The organism is Citrobacter sp. Ce119, assembly GCF_030334525.1.
Taxonomy (GTDB): Bacteria; Pseudomonadota; Gammaproteobacteria; order Enterobacterales; family Enterobacteriaceae; genus Citrobacter; species Citrobacter europaeus.
In genome coordinates this window covers 101,986-120,232 of record NZ_JAOWDR010000051.1, presented here as the reverse complement: position 1 = coordinate 120,232, position 18,247 = coordinate 101,986, and the positions used below count along the sequence as shown (strand labels likewise).

At 48.7% G+C, this 18,247-nt stretch carries 12 protein-coding genes; 1 reads left to right on the top strand and 11 read right to left on the bottom strand.

Annotated features, from left to right (window positions below):
- Positions 1–41: 41 nt before the first annotated feature.
- The 4 genes from pgaD to pgaA are packed head-to-tail and all read right to left on the bottom strand — an operon-like array spanning position 42 to position 6,369.
- Positions 42–548 carry a poly-beta-1,6-N-acetyl-D-glucosamine biosynthesis protein PgaD gene (gene pgaD / locus OGV80_RS13190; RefSeq protein WP_043017461.1) on the bottom strand — a complete coding sequence of 169 codons (507 nt, stop codon included), beginning with the start codon at positions 546–548 and terminating at the stop codon, positions 42–44.
- The gene (gene pgaC / locus OGV80_RS13185) at positions 545–1,879 is read right to left on the bottom strand and encodes a poly-beta-1,6-N-acetyl-D-glucosamine synthase (protein WP_043017462.1); all 1,335 of its coding nucleotides are present in this window, start codon (positions 1,877–1,879) and stop codon (positions 545–547) included. Before pgaC ends, pgaD begins: the two co-directional genes overlap by 4 nt.
- Positions 1,876–3,897, bottom strand: a complete 2,022-nt coding sequence (pgaB, locus tag OGV80_RS13180) for a poly-beta-1,6-N-acetyl-D-glucosamine N-deacetylase PgaB (protein ID WP_043017463.1) — start codon at positions 3,895–3,897, stop codon at positions 1,876–1,878. Before pgaB ends, pgaC begins: the two co-directional genes overlap by 4 nt.
- 9 nt (positions 3,898–3,906) lie before the next feature.
- A complete protein-coding gene (gene pgaA, locus OGV80_RS13175) occupies positions 3,907–6,369 on the bottom strand; it encodes a poly-beta-1,6 N-acetyl-D-glucosamine export porin PgaA (protein ID WP_047408928.1) in 2,463 nt (820 codons plus the stop codon).
- 830 nt (positions 6,370–7,199) lie between these two features.
- Between pgaA and OGV80_RS13170 the strand changes: the two genes are divergently transcribed.
- Complete coding sequence (locus OGV80_RS13170; protein WP_075145667.1) at positions 7,200–7,736, top strand: GNAT family N-acetyltransferase; 537 nt, start codon at positions 7,200–7,202, stop codon at positions 7,734–7,736.
- A gap of 297 nt (positions 7,737–8,033) precedes the next feature.
- Here OGV80_RS13170 and vexE read toward each other — a convergent pair whose 3' ends face one another.
- The 7 genes from vexE to tviD are packed head-to-tail and all read right to left on the bottom strand — an operon-like array spanning position 8,034 to position 18,229.
- Complete coding sequence (gene vexE / locus OGV80_RS13165) at positions 8,034–10,016, bottom strand: Vi polysaccharide transport protein VexE (protein WP_087052037.1); 1,983 nt, start codon at positions 10,014–10,016, stop codon at positions 8,034–8,036.
- 19 nt (positions 10,017–10,035) lie between these two features.
- Positions 10,036–11,337, bottom strand: a complete 1,302-nt coding sequence (gene vexD, locus OGV80_RS13160; protein ID WP_043017467.1) for a Vi polysaccharide ABC transporter inner membrane protein VexD — start codon at positions 11,335–11,337, stop codon at positions 10,036–10,038.
- 22 nt (positions 11,338–11,359) lie between these two features.
- Positions 11,360–12,055, bottom strand: coding sequence for a Vi polysaccharide ABC transporter ATP-binding protein VexC (vexC, locus tag OGV80_RS13155; protein ID WP_043017468.1), 696 nt, complete (start codon positions 12,053–12,055; stop codon positions 11,360–11,362).
- Between the two features lie 25 nt (positions 12,056–12,080).
- Positions 12,081–12,875, bottom strand: a complete 795-nt coding sequence (gene vexB / locus OGV80_RS13150) for a Vi polysaccharide ABC transporter inner membrane protein VexB (RefSeq protein WP_043017469.1) — start codon at positions 12,873–12,875, stop codon at positions 12,081–12,083.
- A 9-nt stretch (positions 12,876–12,884) separates the two neighbouring features.
- Complete coding sequence (gene vexA, locus OGV80_RS13145; RefSeq protein WP_043017470.1) at positions 12,885–13,952, bottom strand: Vi polysaccharide ABC transporter protein VexA; 1,068 nt, start codon at positions 13,950–13,952, stop codon at positions 12,885–12,887.
- Positions 13,953–13,997: 45 nt separating this feature from the next.
- Positions 13,998–15,734 (bottom strand): Vi polysaccharide biosynthesis glycosyltransferase TviE, encoded by a 1,737-nt coding sequence (tviE, locus tag OGV80_RS13140; protein WP_087052036.1) that lies wholly within the window; start codon positions 15,732–15,734, stop codon positions 13,998–14,000.
- Positions 15,734–18,229 (bottom strand): Vi polysaccharide biosynthesis protein TviD, encoded by a 2,496-nt coding sequence (gene tviD, locus OGV80_RS13135; RefSeq protein ID WP_286515089.1) that lies wholly within the window; start codon positions 18,227–18,229, stop codon positions 15,734–15,736. The genes tviE and tviD overlap by 1 nt, the downstream gene beginning before the upstream one ends.
- Between the last annotated feature and the right edge of the window lie 18 nt (positions 18,230–18,247).

Below are 18,247 nucleotides of genomic sequence, written 5' to 3'. Positions count from 1 at the left end.
GACCTGTGCGAGGCCGAAGAAAGCAGTTGGCACCAGAAATATCACTCAGACCTTTTCTGCATCGACGGCTGCGGCTCTGGCGGCAAATACTCCAGCATCGCAGGCGTCGGCGGCGGCAGGCGGTTATCGGCGATATCCCTGTCCACATCGATATGACTGATTTCACCATTCTCATGATGGTGGACCGTCAGCACCCGCGCTTTGTTGAGTTCTGTAACCAGTTCCCGGGTAATGCGTAAACTTTCCGCCAGCTCATGGTCTTCCAGTCCGGGCCTGCGGCTGCGGCGTTCTACACGAAAACGATACTGGTTGTACTTCGCCCAGCTTATCAGCACCAGTCCGTTGACCAGCGCGACAAGGATGTAAAACGTGACCGTATCCAGCGTGGTGAAAAAGGGTCGCACGCCCATATAAGGTGAGTGCGCCAGAGCCGCGATCAGCCCTTTATAGATCAAATAGATAAATCCAACCCAGGCGATGACCGTCAACAGCACGTCAATAATGCGCGGCAACAAACGCCGCTCCGTAAAGATCAGTGGCTGGCTCATGATTCGATCCTCCCAATTCCACGGTCGGGACTCACCCAACGCGCCCTGCCGCGTTTGCGTTTGAGCATGACTTTCGGGAAAGCGACCAGCGTGGTGAACAGGCTTAGCATCCAGTACACCACCGGAAACCAGATAATCCAGAACAACGACGCGCCAATGCCTTTTTCGTAGCGCCGCTCAATCATCAGGCTCACCGCAAACTGCAGCAAGCACACCACGCCGAGGATAAGTCCGGTAAAGGCCGGCGGGAACAGATGTTGTACATACAGCGAGTCCGGCATCGGGATCATCAGCCCTAACAGGAACAACACGATACTGACAGCATAGGCAAACGACCAGGCGGTAGAAAAACAGAACTCAAGAAACAGCGGCCACATGCGGCGGAACTCCCACGACCACAGGCGGCGCATGTTAACGATAAACACCTCTGCTCCCCCCTGAGCCCAGCGCAGACGCTGCTTCCACAGCCCTCTTAACGTTTCAGGCATTAAGATCCAGCACAGTGCTCGCGGCTCAAAGAATACTGACCAGTGGCGCAATTGCAGCTTCCAACTGATGTCGATGTCTTCGGTGATCATGTCCGGGCTCCAGTAACCGACCTCGGCCAGCGCGCGACGACGAAACGCCGCAACCACGCCAGAAACGGTAAAGATCTGCCCATAGACTCGCTGTGTACGCTTAATCAAGCCGATAATGGAAGAAAACTCACCGACCTGCACCCGACCGATTAAGGTGGAGCGGGTTCGAATACGTGGATTCCCGGTCACTGCACCGACGCGCGGGAACTGGATAAGCGGAGCCACAATATAGGCAACGGCATCACGGTCCAATAACGCATCGCCATCAATACACACCAGGTAATCACTGCGCGCCGCGGCTGCCCCGGTCTTAAGCGCCAGCGCTTTGCCCTGGTTTTCAGCCAGATGAATCACCCGCAGACTGGGGTATTCCACAGCCAGTTGTTCCAGCACGTCGTGGGTATCATCCGTTGAACCATCGTTGATGGCAATCACTTCGATGTTCTTATATCGCTGCGCCAGCGCGGCCTCAATGGTTTCACGCGCATTGATCCCTTCGTTAAAACAAGGGATCAAAATGGAAACCAGCGGATTTCCCTGTAGCGTCGGCGGCGGCGTGTCATCTCCCCATTTCCAGTGGCGTTCACGGTAAAACCAGAAATAGACCCCGCCGCTTATCCACAATGCTGACATGAATAAGGGCCAGAAGAAGACAAAGTTCAACATCACTTCACCTGTAAAGACGACAGCCACGCCAAATGGCAGGCTGAACATCAGGCAAAGTATCAGGAAAGCAATAATGCGATCTGTCATTTTTGCGGGTACCAGTATGAGGAGAACGTCGAGCGAATCTCTGACATCTCAGGTTTGTCGCTGATGAAATCATCCGGGTAATAGCCGTAGTTACCTGCACCGCTTAATTTCAGTTGGCGCATCCATTCGGCTATTTGTTTTCCGCTGATTTCAGCCTCGTCCCCGGATTTACGCCAGTCTCGTGCCTGTAGTTCAAACACGGTTTTGTCCAGCGCGCCGGGCGTTTGTGCAACGGCATTCACTAATCTGTCGAGCCAGGCGTTGGCATCATTAGCCGGGATCTGCTCCATGAATGGCATCGCCATCGGTGCCGTCCAGTCATAGGTATTGAGGAAATCATTCAGATTCTGCGCAAACCAGGCTTCACTCTCCGGCTCCAGTACCGGCATCGCGTAAATATTGCGCGCAGTTTGCACCTGCGGACCGCGAATATTACGCACCGCCTGGGTCAGCTGTTTGGTGAAGTCGATCAGCACCTTACTTTTTAGTCGCGTCCAGCGCTCAAACGACTGTGGGTTGCTACGGATTTGCTCAATGCTGCCCGGAAGACCTGCGGCGCGGTAGGCGGCTACCGCCTCCGGTGACGCATCTTCAAAATCCGTCAGGAAAGCATCGTCGTGGAACAAAATCCCTTTAAAGCTGGCATGCTTCGCCAGGTCTTCATAGATTTCAGTGATGCGTTTACGCGCTTCGCTGTCCCAGGGAGACAGACGAACATAGTTCTCGCGGTTGATCGTAGTACGGCCCGTTTTCGGATCCCAGGCGGTTACGCGTGGAATGGAAGCGTCGAGATCGAAAGCCAGAACCGGCATCCAGGCATACACCGTCACCCCTGCCCGCGTTTGTAACTGCCAGGAGATATAGTTAAAGAGGTCGGCGCGCATTGGCAGCCAGCGGTTGGGGAAATAGAGCTCGCGAATATTCCCGTCGCCCTGCGGATCGGCGTAGGCCTGCAGGAAGACATGAGAAATGCGCATGTCATAAACGCGCTGGATAAGCTTGTCGATGTTTCGCTTCTGCTGGGCCGGATCTTTGTCATACACGTAATCCAGATCGACATGCATCACGCGCATCGTCTGCGGTTCACGTACCTGCGCAACCTGGCTGGCAAAGCGCTTCAGAGAGGGGTTATCAGAGATCAGCACGCGTGGAATATCGTCGAGAAACGCGGCATTCGCCAGCCCTTCGTTGAGCGTGAAGGCCATCTTATAGCCATGATCTTTAGCCAGGTTTAACGTTGTGCCGTTGGCCGCGCCGTAAGGCCAGACCCACGCGCGTGGCGATTTCCCGGTCACCGATTTAATCTTATTGGTGATAAGAGAGATATCCGCGTTTATGCGTCGCGTGTACTGTTCGTCCGTTTCGTAAGCGCCGGTCTTCTTATCATACAGGCGGTTCGCCACCGCCGGTTCTTTACTTCCCTGCGGGTTGGCTTCGCCACCGAAATGCGAGTTCCAGGTGTGCGCACCGACTTCCACCAACGGCGATTTGCCCATTTCTTCGACCATTTTCCAGGTGGCAAATTTATCTCGCGCCGTCATTAGCCCGCCAAAATCGACCTTTTTGTTGGCGGGGGCATCAACCCAACTCCCTACCGGAGCCCAAAGCGCAGGCCAGTTGTAGGCTTTCAGAAGCGGCCAGACGCGGGTATAAAAACTGCTATATCCGTCATCAAAGGTGAGCAGTACCGCTTTTTCTGGCAACACGATTTTACCGTCATGGGCGTCCAAAATTTGCTGCACGCTGATCGGGTTATAGCCATTATCACGCAGCCACGCCATTTGGTCGCTCAACGCGCTGGTGCGCACAGAAAGATAGCGCTGGTCGGCGGCGCCATCCTCAACGTCGTGGTAGCCGAGCACCAGAAAGCTATTTTTCGGCCACGGATGATCCGCCGTCAGCGGCGTTCTCTGCGCGGGAGGAACATAGCGAGGCGTTGTATTGTGCGCGCTACTGCACGCGGTAATCATCAACCAGCCAGCGATTAATGCGCTAAGCCACAGGCATCTTTTCAGCATGAACAATCCTTAAAACCTGACATTTAAATCGAAAGCGAGGGAGATATTCCGCTCACGTTTACCGTCGTAGGGGCGTTTATCCCAAATCAGCATCACCCCACCATCTACGACGTTGTTCCATTTGAGCCGTTGTCCATATCCCACCTGAACGATGGCACCAGCGTCCTGGCCTTGCTGCCAGTAGCCACCGACACCTGCCAGGCCTTGCTGAGTCCAGACGGTGTCATAGTGGCGGTAAAGAACCTGCTCCGCGCTCAGGCCCGGAACAACGGAAAAATCACTCTTCGGGTTGTAATACGGCACATTCTCTTTGGTGTTAGTGCTCCCGCCGATGCCTGGGGTAAAGTCCAGAGTGAAGCGCGGCGTCGTCCACATGCGTTCTTTTCCGCTGAGTCCGTATTCGATGCGATCGTTACCATCTGAGAAATGTGATGCGGCGAACGACAGTTGATATTCACGTCGTTCGTTTTGATACCAGCGGACAAACATATCGCCGCCGTTGGCATACACGCCGCTACGCAGCGCGCGCAGTGGCGTATTACGCGACAAACGCTCGGCCGAACCGCCTACGCGCCAGTTGTCATTGAAGTCATGCCAACCGGAAAGACGTCCACCAATCTTCTGACCATCGCCATAATTTCGGCCAGACACTTCCATTTCCGCCCAGTAATCACGGGAAGTCCATTCCGCGCCTGCCGCCAGATCGCGGCTGATCCCCTTCCCTTCTTCAAATTCACCGGTAGCAAAGTTGAATCCGGTAAACAGTCGCCAGTTGTCGTTAATTGGCGGGGAGTAAATCGCCGTGTTGATGTTGAAATCATTCTTACCGCTGACCGGGCTATCGGACGAGATCCCCTGCGTGCCGCTAATACGCACTTCCGACATTTTGTGGACATCACGAATACGCGCGAGGCGCAGCGTCGCTTCATCATCCGGGCTACGGGCGATAACGTCATCCGTCAGTTCATCGGCTTGCTTCCACTCCTGGAGATCCAGCGCAACGTAAGCCTGCTGACGCTCCAGCTCCAGGTTGCTTGGCTCAATCACTTCCGCAAGCTTCAACTCTTTCTCCGCCGCATGTGGCAAGCCACGCGCTTCAAGTACAGAGGCATAAGATATGCGCAGTCCCTGGTTACCTGAGCCTGTTCGCGCCAGATGCTCTGCGAGCTTTTCTGCCTCTGGCAATTCATTGGCAGCAATATGATATTGCGTCAGCAGCGACTGTCCGAGCAGCCAGTTATCGTTAGGCTGCGGCGTTGGCGAACCATAGATACGTCGCAGGTACGGACTCTCTTTGATTAAGTTTTCGGCCTGCTTTTTAGCAGCATCAAAGTTTTCATTATCGATATGCGCGTAGAACAGATCCTGTTGATCCTCTGGGCCGAGCGGCATAACAGGAATCGGTCCGTTCGGATAGTAGATGCTCATCAGCATCGCTTCGGTTTTTTCTGGCTGGCGCTCGCTTAACCATGCCGATGCTACCCAGCGTTTTGCGTAGTTTGGCACTTCGCCGCTTGCAGACAGCGATTCGTATTCATTAATCACTTCAGAAGTACGTTTACGAACCAGCAAAGCGCCCATGCGGTCAATTCTCGCCCGACGAACATCATTCTGCGCGGATGGTTCATCCTTCCAGGCAGCCAGTAACTGGTCATAACGGGCCAGGGCTTTATCCGCCACGATAAACCGTTCTTCTTCATTCCGCGCGGACGTATAGGAGGAACGTACCATTTCGGCGGCAGCATCAAGTTCAAGGCGACGCTTCACAGGATCTGCTGTAGGTACTACCTCCGCCATATTTAGAGCGGGCCCGGAAACGCGGTTTGCTGACAGAGCAGATAGCAGCGTGGATTTTGCATTTTTATTATCTGGATCAACGTCATCTGCCTGGCTGGCAACCAACAGCGCGTCCCAGTTTTTCCCCTGGGAATGATAGACATAGGCAAGTAACGCGTCGGAGTCTGCGCCCGGATGCGCCTGTGCCCATTTATTCGCTTCAGTAAGGGCTTGCTGGTTGTAGCGAGCATCCGCCAATGTCATTATCCAGCCGGTACGTACGTCAACGTTGTCAGGTTCTTCCTGTAAAACGCTTTCCCATACCGCCAATGAATCATTCCAGTTTTTCTGGTTACGGTACGCACGAGCAGCGGCGACTTTGCCGCGCGCAGGCACTTCCATCTGCCCACGATAGCGCTGCCAGATTGCAATGGTGGTTTTATCGTTGTTCTCAACCCAACTGGAAACTTGCAGCCAGTCGGCAACCTGATTTGGCGATAGCGCGCTTTGCTTTCCCTGATCCTCAAGATAGCGCAATAACGGCGCACTATTACCACTTCGCGCTTCAATAACCAAAGCGTCATAATCTGATACCGCTGCAGAGATTTGCATAGGAAAAAGAACGCTTGCCGTAAATAAACAGCTTAAAGACTTAAAACGTTTAATGAAGTTGGCATGTCGACGCATACTTAACATATCTGCCCTTATAACTTACATCAGAGTAAAAATAAGCGTTTTCAATAGATTACGGTCAATCCCTGACGGTTGCCGACCATGTAACATGCACTATCGCTTATTTCGTAATAGGGTTATGAAGCAATTAATTCTTTCGTATTATTGACTACCCGAGCCTCGTCCTCTAATCGTTGGAAAGGAGGCGTAAACTCAAAAATTTTATCACTCAGCGTAGTTCGTGGCTATGTGATAAGAAAATTCTTAGACAAAAAAAGTATTTTAGACCAAATTTTCCTAATACTCTTGGGATTGAATTCTGGATTTAGATTAAGTTTGCATGACGAAACCTTGTGCTGCTGATAACTATTGCTGGTTAGCATAGCTACACCGCGCAACTGTTTGCATGGTAACTATTTTGCGAGATGGATAGAGAAAAATCTGATATGTGCACTCTGCTAAGAATAAAGATAACAATATACGTAATATAACTTAATTTCCGTCCTCAAACAGGACCAATAAGATGAAAATAAGGATACAGTTGCGAGAAGAATTAGGTACAGTAAAAATCCAATGAAATCAAACGAGTTTTTTAATCCATGAGTGAAACCTACCATAATTGGTATTTTGATATTCGACAGAATACCTGCACGAGAAATTGTGTTTTGCTCTACTCGGGAATGTATTTATCAACCTTGTGTATTATTGACGATATCAACCACAAACAACTTTTTAACCCTACAGATAGCAAGCTTAATTTTATTGAGCGTAGCGCTCTCAGCATAATTTTTTGCACTTACCTTCCCTTCAGCCTTTCAGGTAATCTTGACTAAGACGCCAACAGGGACTGAACAATGAAAATCGTTAACGCAGAAGAAGAGCACATCCACGCCATACGCGATATCTACGCCCATCATGTTATTCACGGTACCGGCAGCTTTGAAACTGACCCGCCGGATACCCGCGAGATGCTGGCACGTCTGGAAAAAATCCGCAGTCTGGGACTGCCGTGGGTTGTTGCGCTGCAGGAAGATAAGGTCATAGGGTATTGTTATCTCACTCGCTATCGCGAGCGTTATGCCTACCGCTATACCCTCGAAGATTCGATTTACATTGACCCGACGGCACAGCGTCAGGGGGCGGGAAAAGCGTTGCTCCGCCATGTCATTGACTGGGCCGAAACGCACGGTTATCGGCAGTTGATCGCCATCGTCGGCGACAGCAATAATCAGGGATCGCTGAAGGTCCATCAACAGGCCGGATTTACGCAAATCGGCACGCTAAAGAACATTGGCTTTAAACATGGACTCTGGCTTGATACGGTATTACTGCAACGCAACCTGGGCGCAGGCGACAGCACCCTACCAGCAGATTCCGGTGCCGCTATTTAACACTACTTAGGGATGACTTCAGGATACTGCCCTCTGGTAACCCACAGCTAAATTTGTGTGACCCAAGCGCATAGTAATGCCTCCTGTCATCCGGCCAATATGTCGTACATTCAGACCAACAGAATAACAATCCCGGCATAACGTAGTTATTATTTAATTCTCAAATAGTTAAGCCTGTTAGAACGAAAAAAGCACCCGAACGTTAATGAACGGATGCTTTAAAAATACACTCACTCAGTTTTACTTAGCGGGCGGTCCCACCTGATGCGTCATAAGCATCGTAGGACTGACGTCTTTTCAGCCCGAAGTTGATTCATCCCTACGCGTGATGTTTCGCCAAATCCCTCCCGAAAGTCTCAGGTTTTCCGGACCGCTTTTCAGGATTTGAGTAACACATTTAAGGTAATTGTCCTTCCAGCGAGCAATGAAAGAAGACTGACTTTCGAATCTATGCGGAGAGACCATTTTCTCCAGCACAAAATGGATGCGCCCGTCTCGCCAAACCGGAACACCAAATACGGTTGGCAAGTGCATTTTCCAGGCAAGGCGAGAGCAAAAGGAAGAGTAGGTAATCTGCTGACCGAAAAAGTCGATAGTCGGCGCACTCAAATTCAGCGCACCGTCTATCGCCACCACAAGCGACTGCCCACTATGTAAGGTCTGCATGCATGCCCTGACCACGTCCGCTTCGCTTTTATCGCTAACCGAAATCAATCGCTCACCGTAGCCCCCTTTGAGCACGCCAGGAGTGGAAGCCACCCATTTGCTGTTCATCTCCAGCAAAGACAGGATCATCGGCCCGGCATACATTGCGCCCAGATGAGCCGAGACAATAATGCAGCCACGCTGATCGAGCTGCAGCCCTCGGAAAAACTGCTCAACATGCGATATATCGGCCAATCGGTACATGGGTTCGTCGGCCTGCTCTCCTCGGCATTCAAGCCAGTCGAGGAGAAAATTATCTGCAAGATAGCCCCACTTCGCTCGGCGCTCCCATTCATGGCGCTCGATACCTGACTGTTTGCCGGCAATTTCCCATGCCCAGTCAAGGCGCTCATGCGGCAGGTTAACGGCGGAAATTTTCCCATCAAGCGCCAACAGCCCCTCCTCGAATGACTGAGGCAGATGATTTCCCCTGGCCCGAACATAGTGTGCAAAAACGTTTTCCGCTTCGCTTGTTTTCCCCGCCTGTAACAACGCCGCCGCGGCATAACGGTTCCATTTGCTCGTAACCCCTTTTTCCTTTGCCAGTTGTACAAATTGATCGCTGGCAGCAGCGTATTGCCCCACCTGACGCAGCGCTCGAGCATACATTGCTCTGACATAATGAAGTGCAGGATGACAAGCGAGCGACTGTTGCAGCAACGGAATGGCTTTCTCGTTCTGACCCGTTCTGATTAAGGCATCGGTATACAGGGTCACGATACGCAAATTATCAGGGGTAAAACGTAGAGCATGACGCCAATGCTCAGCGGCCTGAAGCTTCACTTCCTGGCTGCGGCCGGATTGATAGCAGGCAAGCCCCAGGCTACGACGCAGCGCAGCGCCATCTAACCCACGGGCTAATGCGGATTCTCCAGTCTGAATGGCTTCCTGATATTTGCCAACAGCGCAGAGCGTATCAATCGCCAGACCCGCCGACTCCTGCTTTTCTAAAGCGAAGAAAGGGAGCAATGCGCAGGCCAGGTCATAATCGCCTGGTAGGGGGCTTTTATTTAAGAAACTGAGGCAGGTCGCAATCATATCTACCCGTGGGGGAACTTCCTGCGCCTGAATTCTGGCCAGCGAGATTGCCTGTTGCCCTTTATCCGCCAGAGTCAAGCTGCGCAAATGGAGCGCAAAAATTTTGCTGTTACCAGAAAAAACGAGCCGTGCCCGCTCGGTTAAATCAGCAACAGTCGTATATTGTTTACTTTTAAGCAGTGCGCTTGCGACCAGCAGAACATCATCCGGCTGGCACGCATTCACCGCCAGCAGTTTGTTAACCACCTGTAGTACAGTGTCCCGATGATGTGATGCCAGCGGCGAAATAACCCATCGTCGCAATAAATTACGACTATTCCTTGCCGTCAGCACACGGTCGGACAATAACGCCATCCCGGCATCTGTTTCATCTTTACGTAAACACGCAATGGCGAAGATAATAATATTCTGCTCATTTCCGGCACTATCGAGCACTTTTTCAGGATGCTGAGCAAAATAGCGGTATAGCCCATCCCAATCCTCTTGTTTGAGCAGGGTGGTAGGCGATATTTTTTCACATGTAGAGAGCAAGCTCATCGTTTTTCCTTAATAAGCTTTATTCACGCATCCGCCTGATGGTTATCAGGAGCGAGGTCACCAGGTACGCGATACCCAGCAACACAAAGAACAGTAACCACTTTGTACCATCGGCATAGCGGGTGGTGTCCGACACCACCATTGGTTGAGAAATGATCAGCAAATACCGCCTCTCACGTAGCGCTTGCAGCTTCCCCTGCTGTAAGGTTTGTAACGCAGATTCCCAGCGTGTTTTAGCGATTTCACTCTGCAGGCGAAGATCTTCAAACAAAGACAAACTTTCTGAAGATCCCTGCGACCCTAACTTATTGGACAGACGGTTACGCTGCTCGCCGATCTGCTTTTCCAGGACCTTGATTTTGGCCGACAGTCTGGGAATAAGGGGGTTTTGATCCAAACCATTAGCCATTAATTGCGCATATTCCGCTTTCGCCTCCGCCAGTTGCGTTTCAAAACCTGCAATCAGTTGATAAATCGCGGTCACTGTTTCCTGTGGTTCAATATCTTTTTGTATATGCTGTATTTTTAGCAATTCAAGCCGAACCGCCCCCAGATTTTCCTGGGCCGATTTAACATCGTTCTCCAGCCATAATATCCGTTCCTGCTGCATCCGCGCTGAAACGGTATTAACGTGCTGTTCCGCAAAAGCCAAAATACGCTGGGCAAAAAACTCAGCCTGTTCCGCACTCCGTGCCTTCACGTTTAAACGCAGCATGCCCTGTTGAATATCAATAGCGACCGAGACTTTTGATAAATAGTAACGATAGGGATCATCATTAATTCCCAGCGGCGCGTGATAGCGGGAAAATAATGCGATATCATCTTGCGCAAAATAAGATAAAAAGCCGAGTTCTTTTTCCATTCGATCCATCATTTCTTTCGAAAGAATAAACTCGCGAACCTGAAAGCCTTCTGACATCTCATTACCTGCGCCAAAGAAAGCTGTTCCAGAAAAATTATCCTGGCTGGCATCAGTTTGCACAATAAAGGTGGCATCCGCGCTGTAAAAACGCGAGGTTAATAACCACGACATAAGCATAATAATCAGTAGCGGCAAAGCAATATAAAGAAAGAGTCGACGTAGCGATCGTTTGGCTTGCTGAACACGCCGTTCTTTAATAACCAATGATGCTCTACGGACAGAATCAGCATCCGTCGCGGACCAGACTGAGTCTGGTCGATTATGACTTATCGATTCTGCCATTTTTTCCTTCTGGCGAAGGGCGCATTCTTCTTTTTGTTGCAGTCGCGAGGCTCGGCTTTCTTCTGCTACCTTCGCCCTTCCTTCTTTCCATTTTTTAATACGTTCTGAATTTTCCACACGCTATCCGTATATTTTCTATTTAAATATCAAAAGAATAATCATCAGTTTGCATCATCGCCTGATTTAACTGATATTGTTCAAAAAGCGCAGACGCTTGGGCTAAATCTTCACACATGGTAATTTTCCCATGCAGCAATACGCCAAAGGCATGGCAGTGTTCTTTAATAAGCCGGGGGTTGCGTGTTAGCACAATCAACCCTTTCTGCTTTAGCTCATGAGCTAGCGCCTCCTGCATACGCGATTGTGAGGCATTGTCCCCGGTATACAGCTTGTCATCGGCAATATAAAGACGGCAGGGAAGCAGTAAATTAATGGCAAATGCCAGATGCGCTTTCATCGTGACAGAGTATTCACTCACCCTGTCGGTATAGCGCTGTTCAAGCTGGGTCAATTGATAGCAAAAATGTGAAAACTCATCTCCATCCAGACCATAAAGACTGGCCATCATGCGCGCATTCTCTTCGCCGGTTAATCCGGGCAGAACAAAAGCATTTGCCCCCAGCGGAAGTGCATCACCCCGCAGCCCCAGAAAATCCCCTTCATCAGGAGCATCTATGCCGCACAGCACTCGAGTTAGCGTCGTTTTGCCTGAACCAGGAGCCGCCAGAATACCGATATGCTCATGGTAATCCATGACAAAATCTGTTTTATCAAGGACCACTCGCGGGCCTTTATCAGACTCAAAATAGCGTGTACAACCTAATAAACCGAACACGAACGCGTCTCTCCTGAAGCTAAAGTCAGTGATTTTTAGTGTCATAAACCCGGTGAAAAATGATGCCCGCGAGGAATAACGTTGCGGAAAATGCCAGAGGATAAAAAGGTTCAAGGTAAAAAGAGTGGTACCCTTCAAACATTCCTTCTCTGACTATCTCATTGACATGAAGAAGAGGATTCCAACTGAATATACTTAATAATGAATATGGCAATTCATTCGCAGTATAAAATACAGCTGAAATCAAAAACATAGGTCTTAACACCACAGGAACCGCTTTATAGACCAGCGAAAACCGTTCAGACAGAGCATCACAAAAGTAACCAAACGATAGCCCCAGCAGCCAGGCGATAACCATCCCTTCAAAAATAAGGATCGGTTTATGGGCTTCCCAACGGGAGAAGATAAGAAAGTTAATCAATGAAACAATAATATAAATGATAACCGCATTAACAAATTCGACTGCGGCGAGAGCAAAAATCACATATCGTTTTTTAACCTGAGAGACAACCGCCAGTGATGTAAAGAATGAACGAGTGCGCATGGTTGCAGTAATGGTGTAGCGAAATAACAGATACGGTAATATACCTGAAATAACAAAGCTGATATCGTCAGTAAATATTGGAACTGCACGATTCAAATATTGGAAGGAAATAACGGTAATGGTTATCCATACCAATGGCACGGCCAATACCATCATATAATTTAGCACATTACCATTATATCGCGTCTTGATGTCGCGCGACATGAGTAAAATAATCAACTCACAGACGGAAATGAGTTTTACAAAATAATAAGTATTATTTTTCAAAATATTCATATAGCGACATTAGAAAGAATTAGAGCCACGGATCAAAAAGCTATCGAATGCGGCTTTTACCTTAGCGAAATCTGTCAAAGAGGCGTTAGAGATATAGATAATATCACCATCTTCCACTCGCATGGCCTGCGCTAAAAAAAATGAATCAGGTAGACCCATATTGACATGATAGATATTCAACTTACGCATCTGCTGCTTCGCTTGTTCTGCTTCATTATGCTTGTACAGAAACACTGATTGCGGATCGGCAAGATTGTCGTTTAATCCTTTAGCCAGCGCCAAGGCATCCACTACGCTGGAATGACGCTGAACCAGAGCATGTTTCCCCTGAACACCCGCCGCACCAAGAACATTCACATATTCGGTCACCTGGCGCAGAGTAATGCGATCATCCGGCTGTAAGACAATATCCAACGCTGGATACTGATAAATATCTGACAGGCGCGCATTAAAATAATGCTGCTGACGCGTCACGTGAACTTCCATCATATCTGCGCTGGTAGTTTCCATCGCCGCCGCCGTTGCCAAAAAATGACTTAGACGATTCATACTCCGTTCAAGAGGGTAACGCCCCGTTTTCCCACTGCCCTCGACGGTCACCATGGCCCCCGTGCGGGCAGTGAGCGTTACCAGTACCTGAGGGTTCAGGACAACGCGCGAAAGCCGCTTTCTGACCTCTTCAGCCAGTTGCGTCACATCCATGCCGGTAACAGGAATTGTCCCAGCATAAGGCACCTGAACAATATTACTGTCAGTCACAAGAATATTTTCAAAATCCGCCCGGTCGCCGCTCGCGTTATTGGACAAATACCCCGCGCCGCCCGAGGATAAAATAGTGATATGCAGCACATCACCTTTAGCCAAAGATGTCCAGTGCCAGTTATTTTCGGCAAAGACCGGATCGACAATAGTTTTCGTCGCATTATCGGCATCACTCAGTTTTAATTCTGGCGTGACTTCGACCAGACGATAATGAGGATCATCCTGATTAATCAAGCTGGACTTAAATCCCGCTCTGGGAATAGTGCATCCTGAGAGCAGGATAAATGTCATTAATACAATAATAATTTTTTTCATAACTTATTATATAAATAAAAAAATTGAAAAAATGCCGTCCAATAATTAACGTGGCTGTGAGGCAATGGTCTGTACAAACGTTTCCACCATATGCTCCACGGTAAAACGCTCTTGTAAAAATGACTGCGTCTGTTCGCAAATACCGGTTCTGCTACGCCATAAATTGACCAACTGTTCTGCATAGCTACAAGCCTGGTCAAGATTGACCGTCTGTGCATCATCAAGAATAAAACCTGAAATACCCGCAATAAAGCATTCAGCCGATCCGCCTGCAGGAGTCGAAATCACTGGTACCCCGACCATTTGTGCTTCAATAAGCACATTGGGCAATCCCTCATAACGAGAGAACAAAATGAATAGGTTCATTTTTTGCAACCAATACCCCACGTCACGCGAGACGCCGACAAATAATATCCTCTCCAGAATCCCCAATTGCTCGGCGCGTTGCTGAGCTTCAACGCGCAAATCCCCATCGCCAACAAGCACAAAACGCGTGGCGGGATGGTGATGTAAATAGCGTGCTGCAAAATCAATCCAGGCGAGAGGATTCTTATCGCCTACAAAGCGGAAAACACCGCCAATAGTCGTGTCCGCATCCTGCGTTTTTTGCGTAAACTGCTGCCAGATTTTTTGTGGCACCTCAGAAGAAGGTTCGGTGGATGGCGGTAAGACGCCGTTATATACAACCTGGAAGTGCTGCGCATCCAACTGCAACCAGTCGGCATAATGCCGGGTCACACAATGGTTGTTACTCATAAAATCAACGCCAGGCACGACCGCCAGTGCCCGGTAGAGAGGCTCATATTCCGGCTTGAAAAGACGTTTTCTCACCACAGGCGGCAACCCGCGTAATCCTAGTTGAATTCTGGGTACGCCAGCAATCAGCGCTGCAAGCGCAATCATCAGACAAGCGCCATCCTGCCAGACGGAGAGATAGTCCGGCTTACGCTCGCATAAGTGGGGCACCAGATGCTTGATGCCATAGTTACACACTGGTGGGAGATGAGAGAGCAATAAGCGCAGTTCCGGAGATTCGATTGTCGCATCGTCAAAGAAGTTTCCGGTAATCTTTGCGATTTCCAGTACCTCAACCTGTTCCTCCAGCACTTCTTTTAGGAAAAAGTCTTGTCTGAGCTCCGGTGACAGGGAGCGAATAATAAGTTCCACCGGTTCTTCTACTTTTAGGCCGCCAATTTTCCCCTGTTGCTGGTATTTTCTGGCGATCTCGATAGCCAGCCTGGAAATCTGACGCTCTGCGCCACCGCTACCTAACGAGCCAGTACAGAGTGAAAGGCGACCGAAAGACCCGACAGGAAGCCGCCGCGTCTGACGATTTCGATATGACAAGATGGCATGCTTCATCGCAATAATACGGGTGTTGGTCCCCACAGGGATCGCTTCCCCTTCAAGGCGCTCGAGTAAATCGCAGATCTTATTTATTTTGCCTAAATAATTGTTATATTTTTTCTGAACGCCGCTGCTAACGTTTGTCAGAATCATCTGTGCATCTTTGGCTAGCCCAGCATTATATAAACGACGCGCATACTCATAACGAGCTTCGTCATTGTTTTGTGCAATCAGCGTTTCATAGAGCGCGTACGCACGCTCCGTTTCATTAAAATCATGAAGAAATTCTGCTTTTTTTAGCGTCGCTAATGAAGTTAAATCCTCGGCCGGTAATTCACTGTCAATTAACGCAATAGCTTGCGCAAGCTTCCTCTCTTTTTTCAATGCTGAAAGCGTGTTTCCTAGCGCCGCTAACTTTTCTTCCTGCGTTATCATTATGACTTCCCTGATGTATTCTTTTGCAATGCGGTTATGCAGGTCGTTACCTGCCTTGTCACCGAATCCGTTGGCCCGTTCACTTTCTCCAGTCGCTGCCAATACTGCAAAGCCTGCGAGTAGTCGCGCAAATGCATCGCATTTAATGCGGCATATTTCAAGGCGTAGGCATTTTCGCTATCAAAAACGAGTAATTTTTTCGCATAATCAAGATGTTCATAAGAAGCGATAGCGCTACCGCCATCCCTCAGAGAATCATTAAATAATCTGATAATTTGCTTATATTCACGCATCAGACGAGAAGCATCAGGATCAATACGTTTCATGCTAATCAATAAAGACAATGCTTCATCCAGACGCCCTTCGCTTTTCTTCTGGCGGACACATTTAAGGGCTCTGGTAGCGACATTGCGACATTCTTTCTCGAACAAGTCGTTCATTGATGCATTCTGGAAGGATGGAGAAATGCTCATGACGTTAGCAATCAAATCTATGAGAAATGGGATATCGTTAATGTGACGTATGCTACGTAACATAATCGACTGCAGGCTGGTAATGTTCGAGTTACGAATCAAGGTCATGTGGGCCAGTGTGCACGCTTCTTTCCAGGCACCAAGATTCACCAACGTTCTTGCACAATATACGGTGCTAACAGGATCGAACTCCAGAAGCGGCCACACAATTTTTGCCCCTGCCAGGATATTTTCATAATCCTCGCGCTCATACATTTCTCTTAATTTATCGCGCCATGCCGCTTTAACTTCATTATTAAAGCGAGAAATACGTGCGTGGGGATAAACCATAAATGCAGAGTAGCTGTACACCAGCGAAGTACTCAGTGAGACAAAATCTTCAACCGAATGTAGCGACAGCGCAGTATTGTTCCATGCCTCAAAAACATCGTGGAGTTTATCTTTATACGAGGTGCTAAGCGCCTGTTGATAGTTCATATTCTTGATGCAGAAAGCCGTTCGGATTACGAGGCCGGTATCATGAATTGTCGACAACACCGTCAGCGCAAATTCTGACTCATGGCGGAGTAACTGCTCGAGCGTCTTCATGAAAATCAATTCATCCCTGAATTTGACTGCCAATGATAGCGCTGTCTCCATAAACGCATCATTTAAACACTGCGATTGAATGCCGGCCTGGAAAGCGTCGGAAAATGCGTTGCCACCATTGAAATATTGTGTGCTACTCAGGAAACTAACCCATCCGCTTTGGGTTACAGGATTCAATAACAGTACACGTTTCCAGTATTGATATGACTTGTCAAATAGCTGTAAAGCATCGGCTGAGCTGGCGGCAACGGTAAGTACTTCTTCATCTTCAATCTCATTAGAAAGCATCATCTCGGCCGTCGATAAAGCTTCCTGCCAACGCGCTAATCCATGTAGAGACCTCAGCCGGCAACGTAAGGTACTGTCAGTCGTACCGATAATTTTCTCAACATCACTAATATCCTGATAAGCCTGTTCATAATAACCTAAGCGACTAAAAATTACGGATCGAAGTTGAATCAGAACGGGCTCTTTCTGTTGATGTCTTAATGCGGCAAAAAGTTGCTGTGACGCGGCAATAATGTCGCCATCCGCAAGCTGCTTCGTGATCGATAAGGTAAGTTCACGTATTTGGTCTTGTTTCTCTTGCCGCCCCTCATCAAGATGATGATTAGTACTGTTGATCACATTCTTAAAAATGGTCGCAACGATAGCATCACCAAACATGTCGGTATAATGAGTAAGATCGTCGCCATTTTTTTCCAACGCACGTTTTTGCCCCCATTTTTCCATCAAATTTGTTGGATTAACGCAGGGAATACCCATCCTTGCGGCGATGGTGTCGACATTTTTAATCAACCGACTGCGGGACTGAATGACAGTTCCTGCACGAGTGACAGCATCAATATGGGTCATAAACATAACGCGATCGCGACCGAGAAGCTGAACGATTTCCTGCATATCCTGTTCGATAGCATGCTCATCCATCTGCTCGACATTGATACTGCTTAATAAGGCACGATCGCTTTCCGACATTCCTGCAAAACAGGGATCGTCTTTGAGATAGGCCAGTAGTTTGTGCTGATTTCCTTGCGACGCTAGCGACCAGTAGGCGCGTGCTCGCTCTGTTTGGCTAAAAAACTCATAGAAATGACGAGTTAAATAATTTATTTGTAAGCAGAATCCATAGGCCATAATCTTCTTCTGACTCGAAATTTCAACGATATAGAAATCAGAAGGACTATGAACATCGGTGTTTAAATAACTTACAGCAGGTCTAAAAATAAATGGTCGGACCTGATCCGGAATATCTATCAAGCCTAGAAAAAAACGAATTTGCTGTAATGCCTCACTGCTCGTATGCGTAAACCCGTAAATTTTCTTAAAGTTAGCCTGAAAATTAAAATAAGGCTGAGCTCGTTTTACTGGACTCACAATACGGCAACTACCAATTGCTGTAAGCGTAAACATCCCTGACGATTTCATTAAATTCATCCACGTAAAAAGAAAATG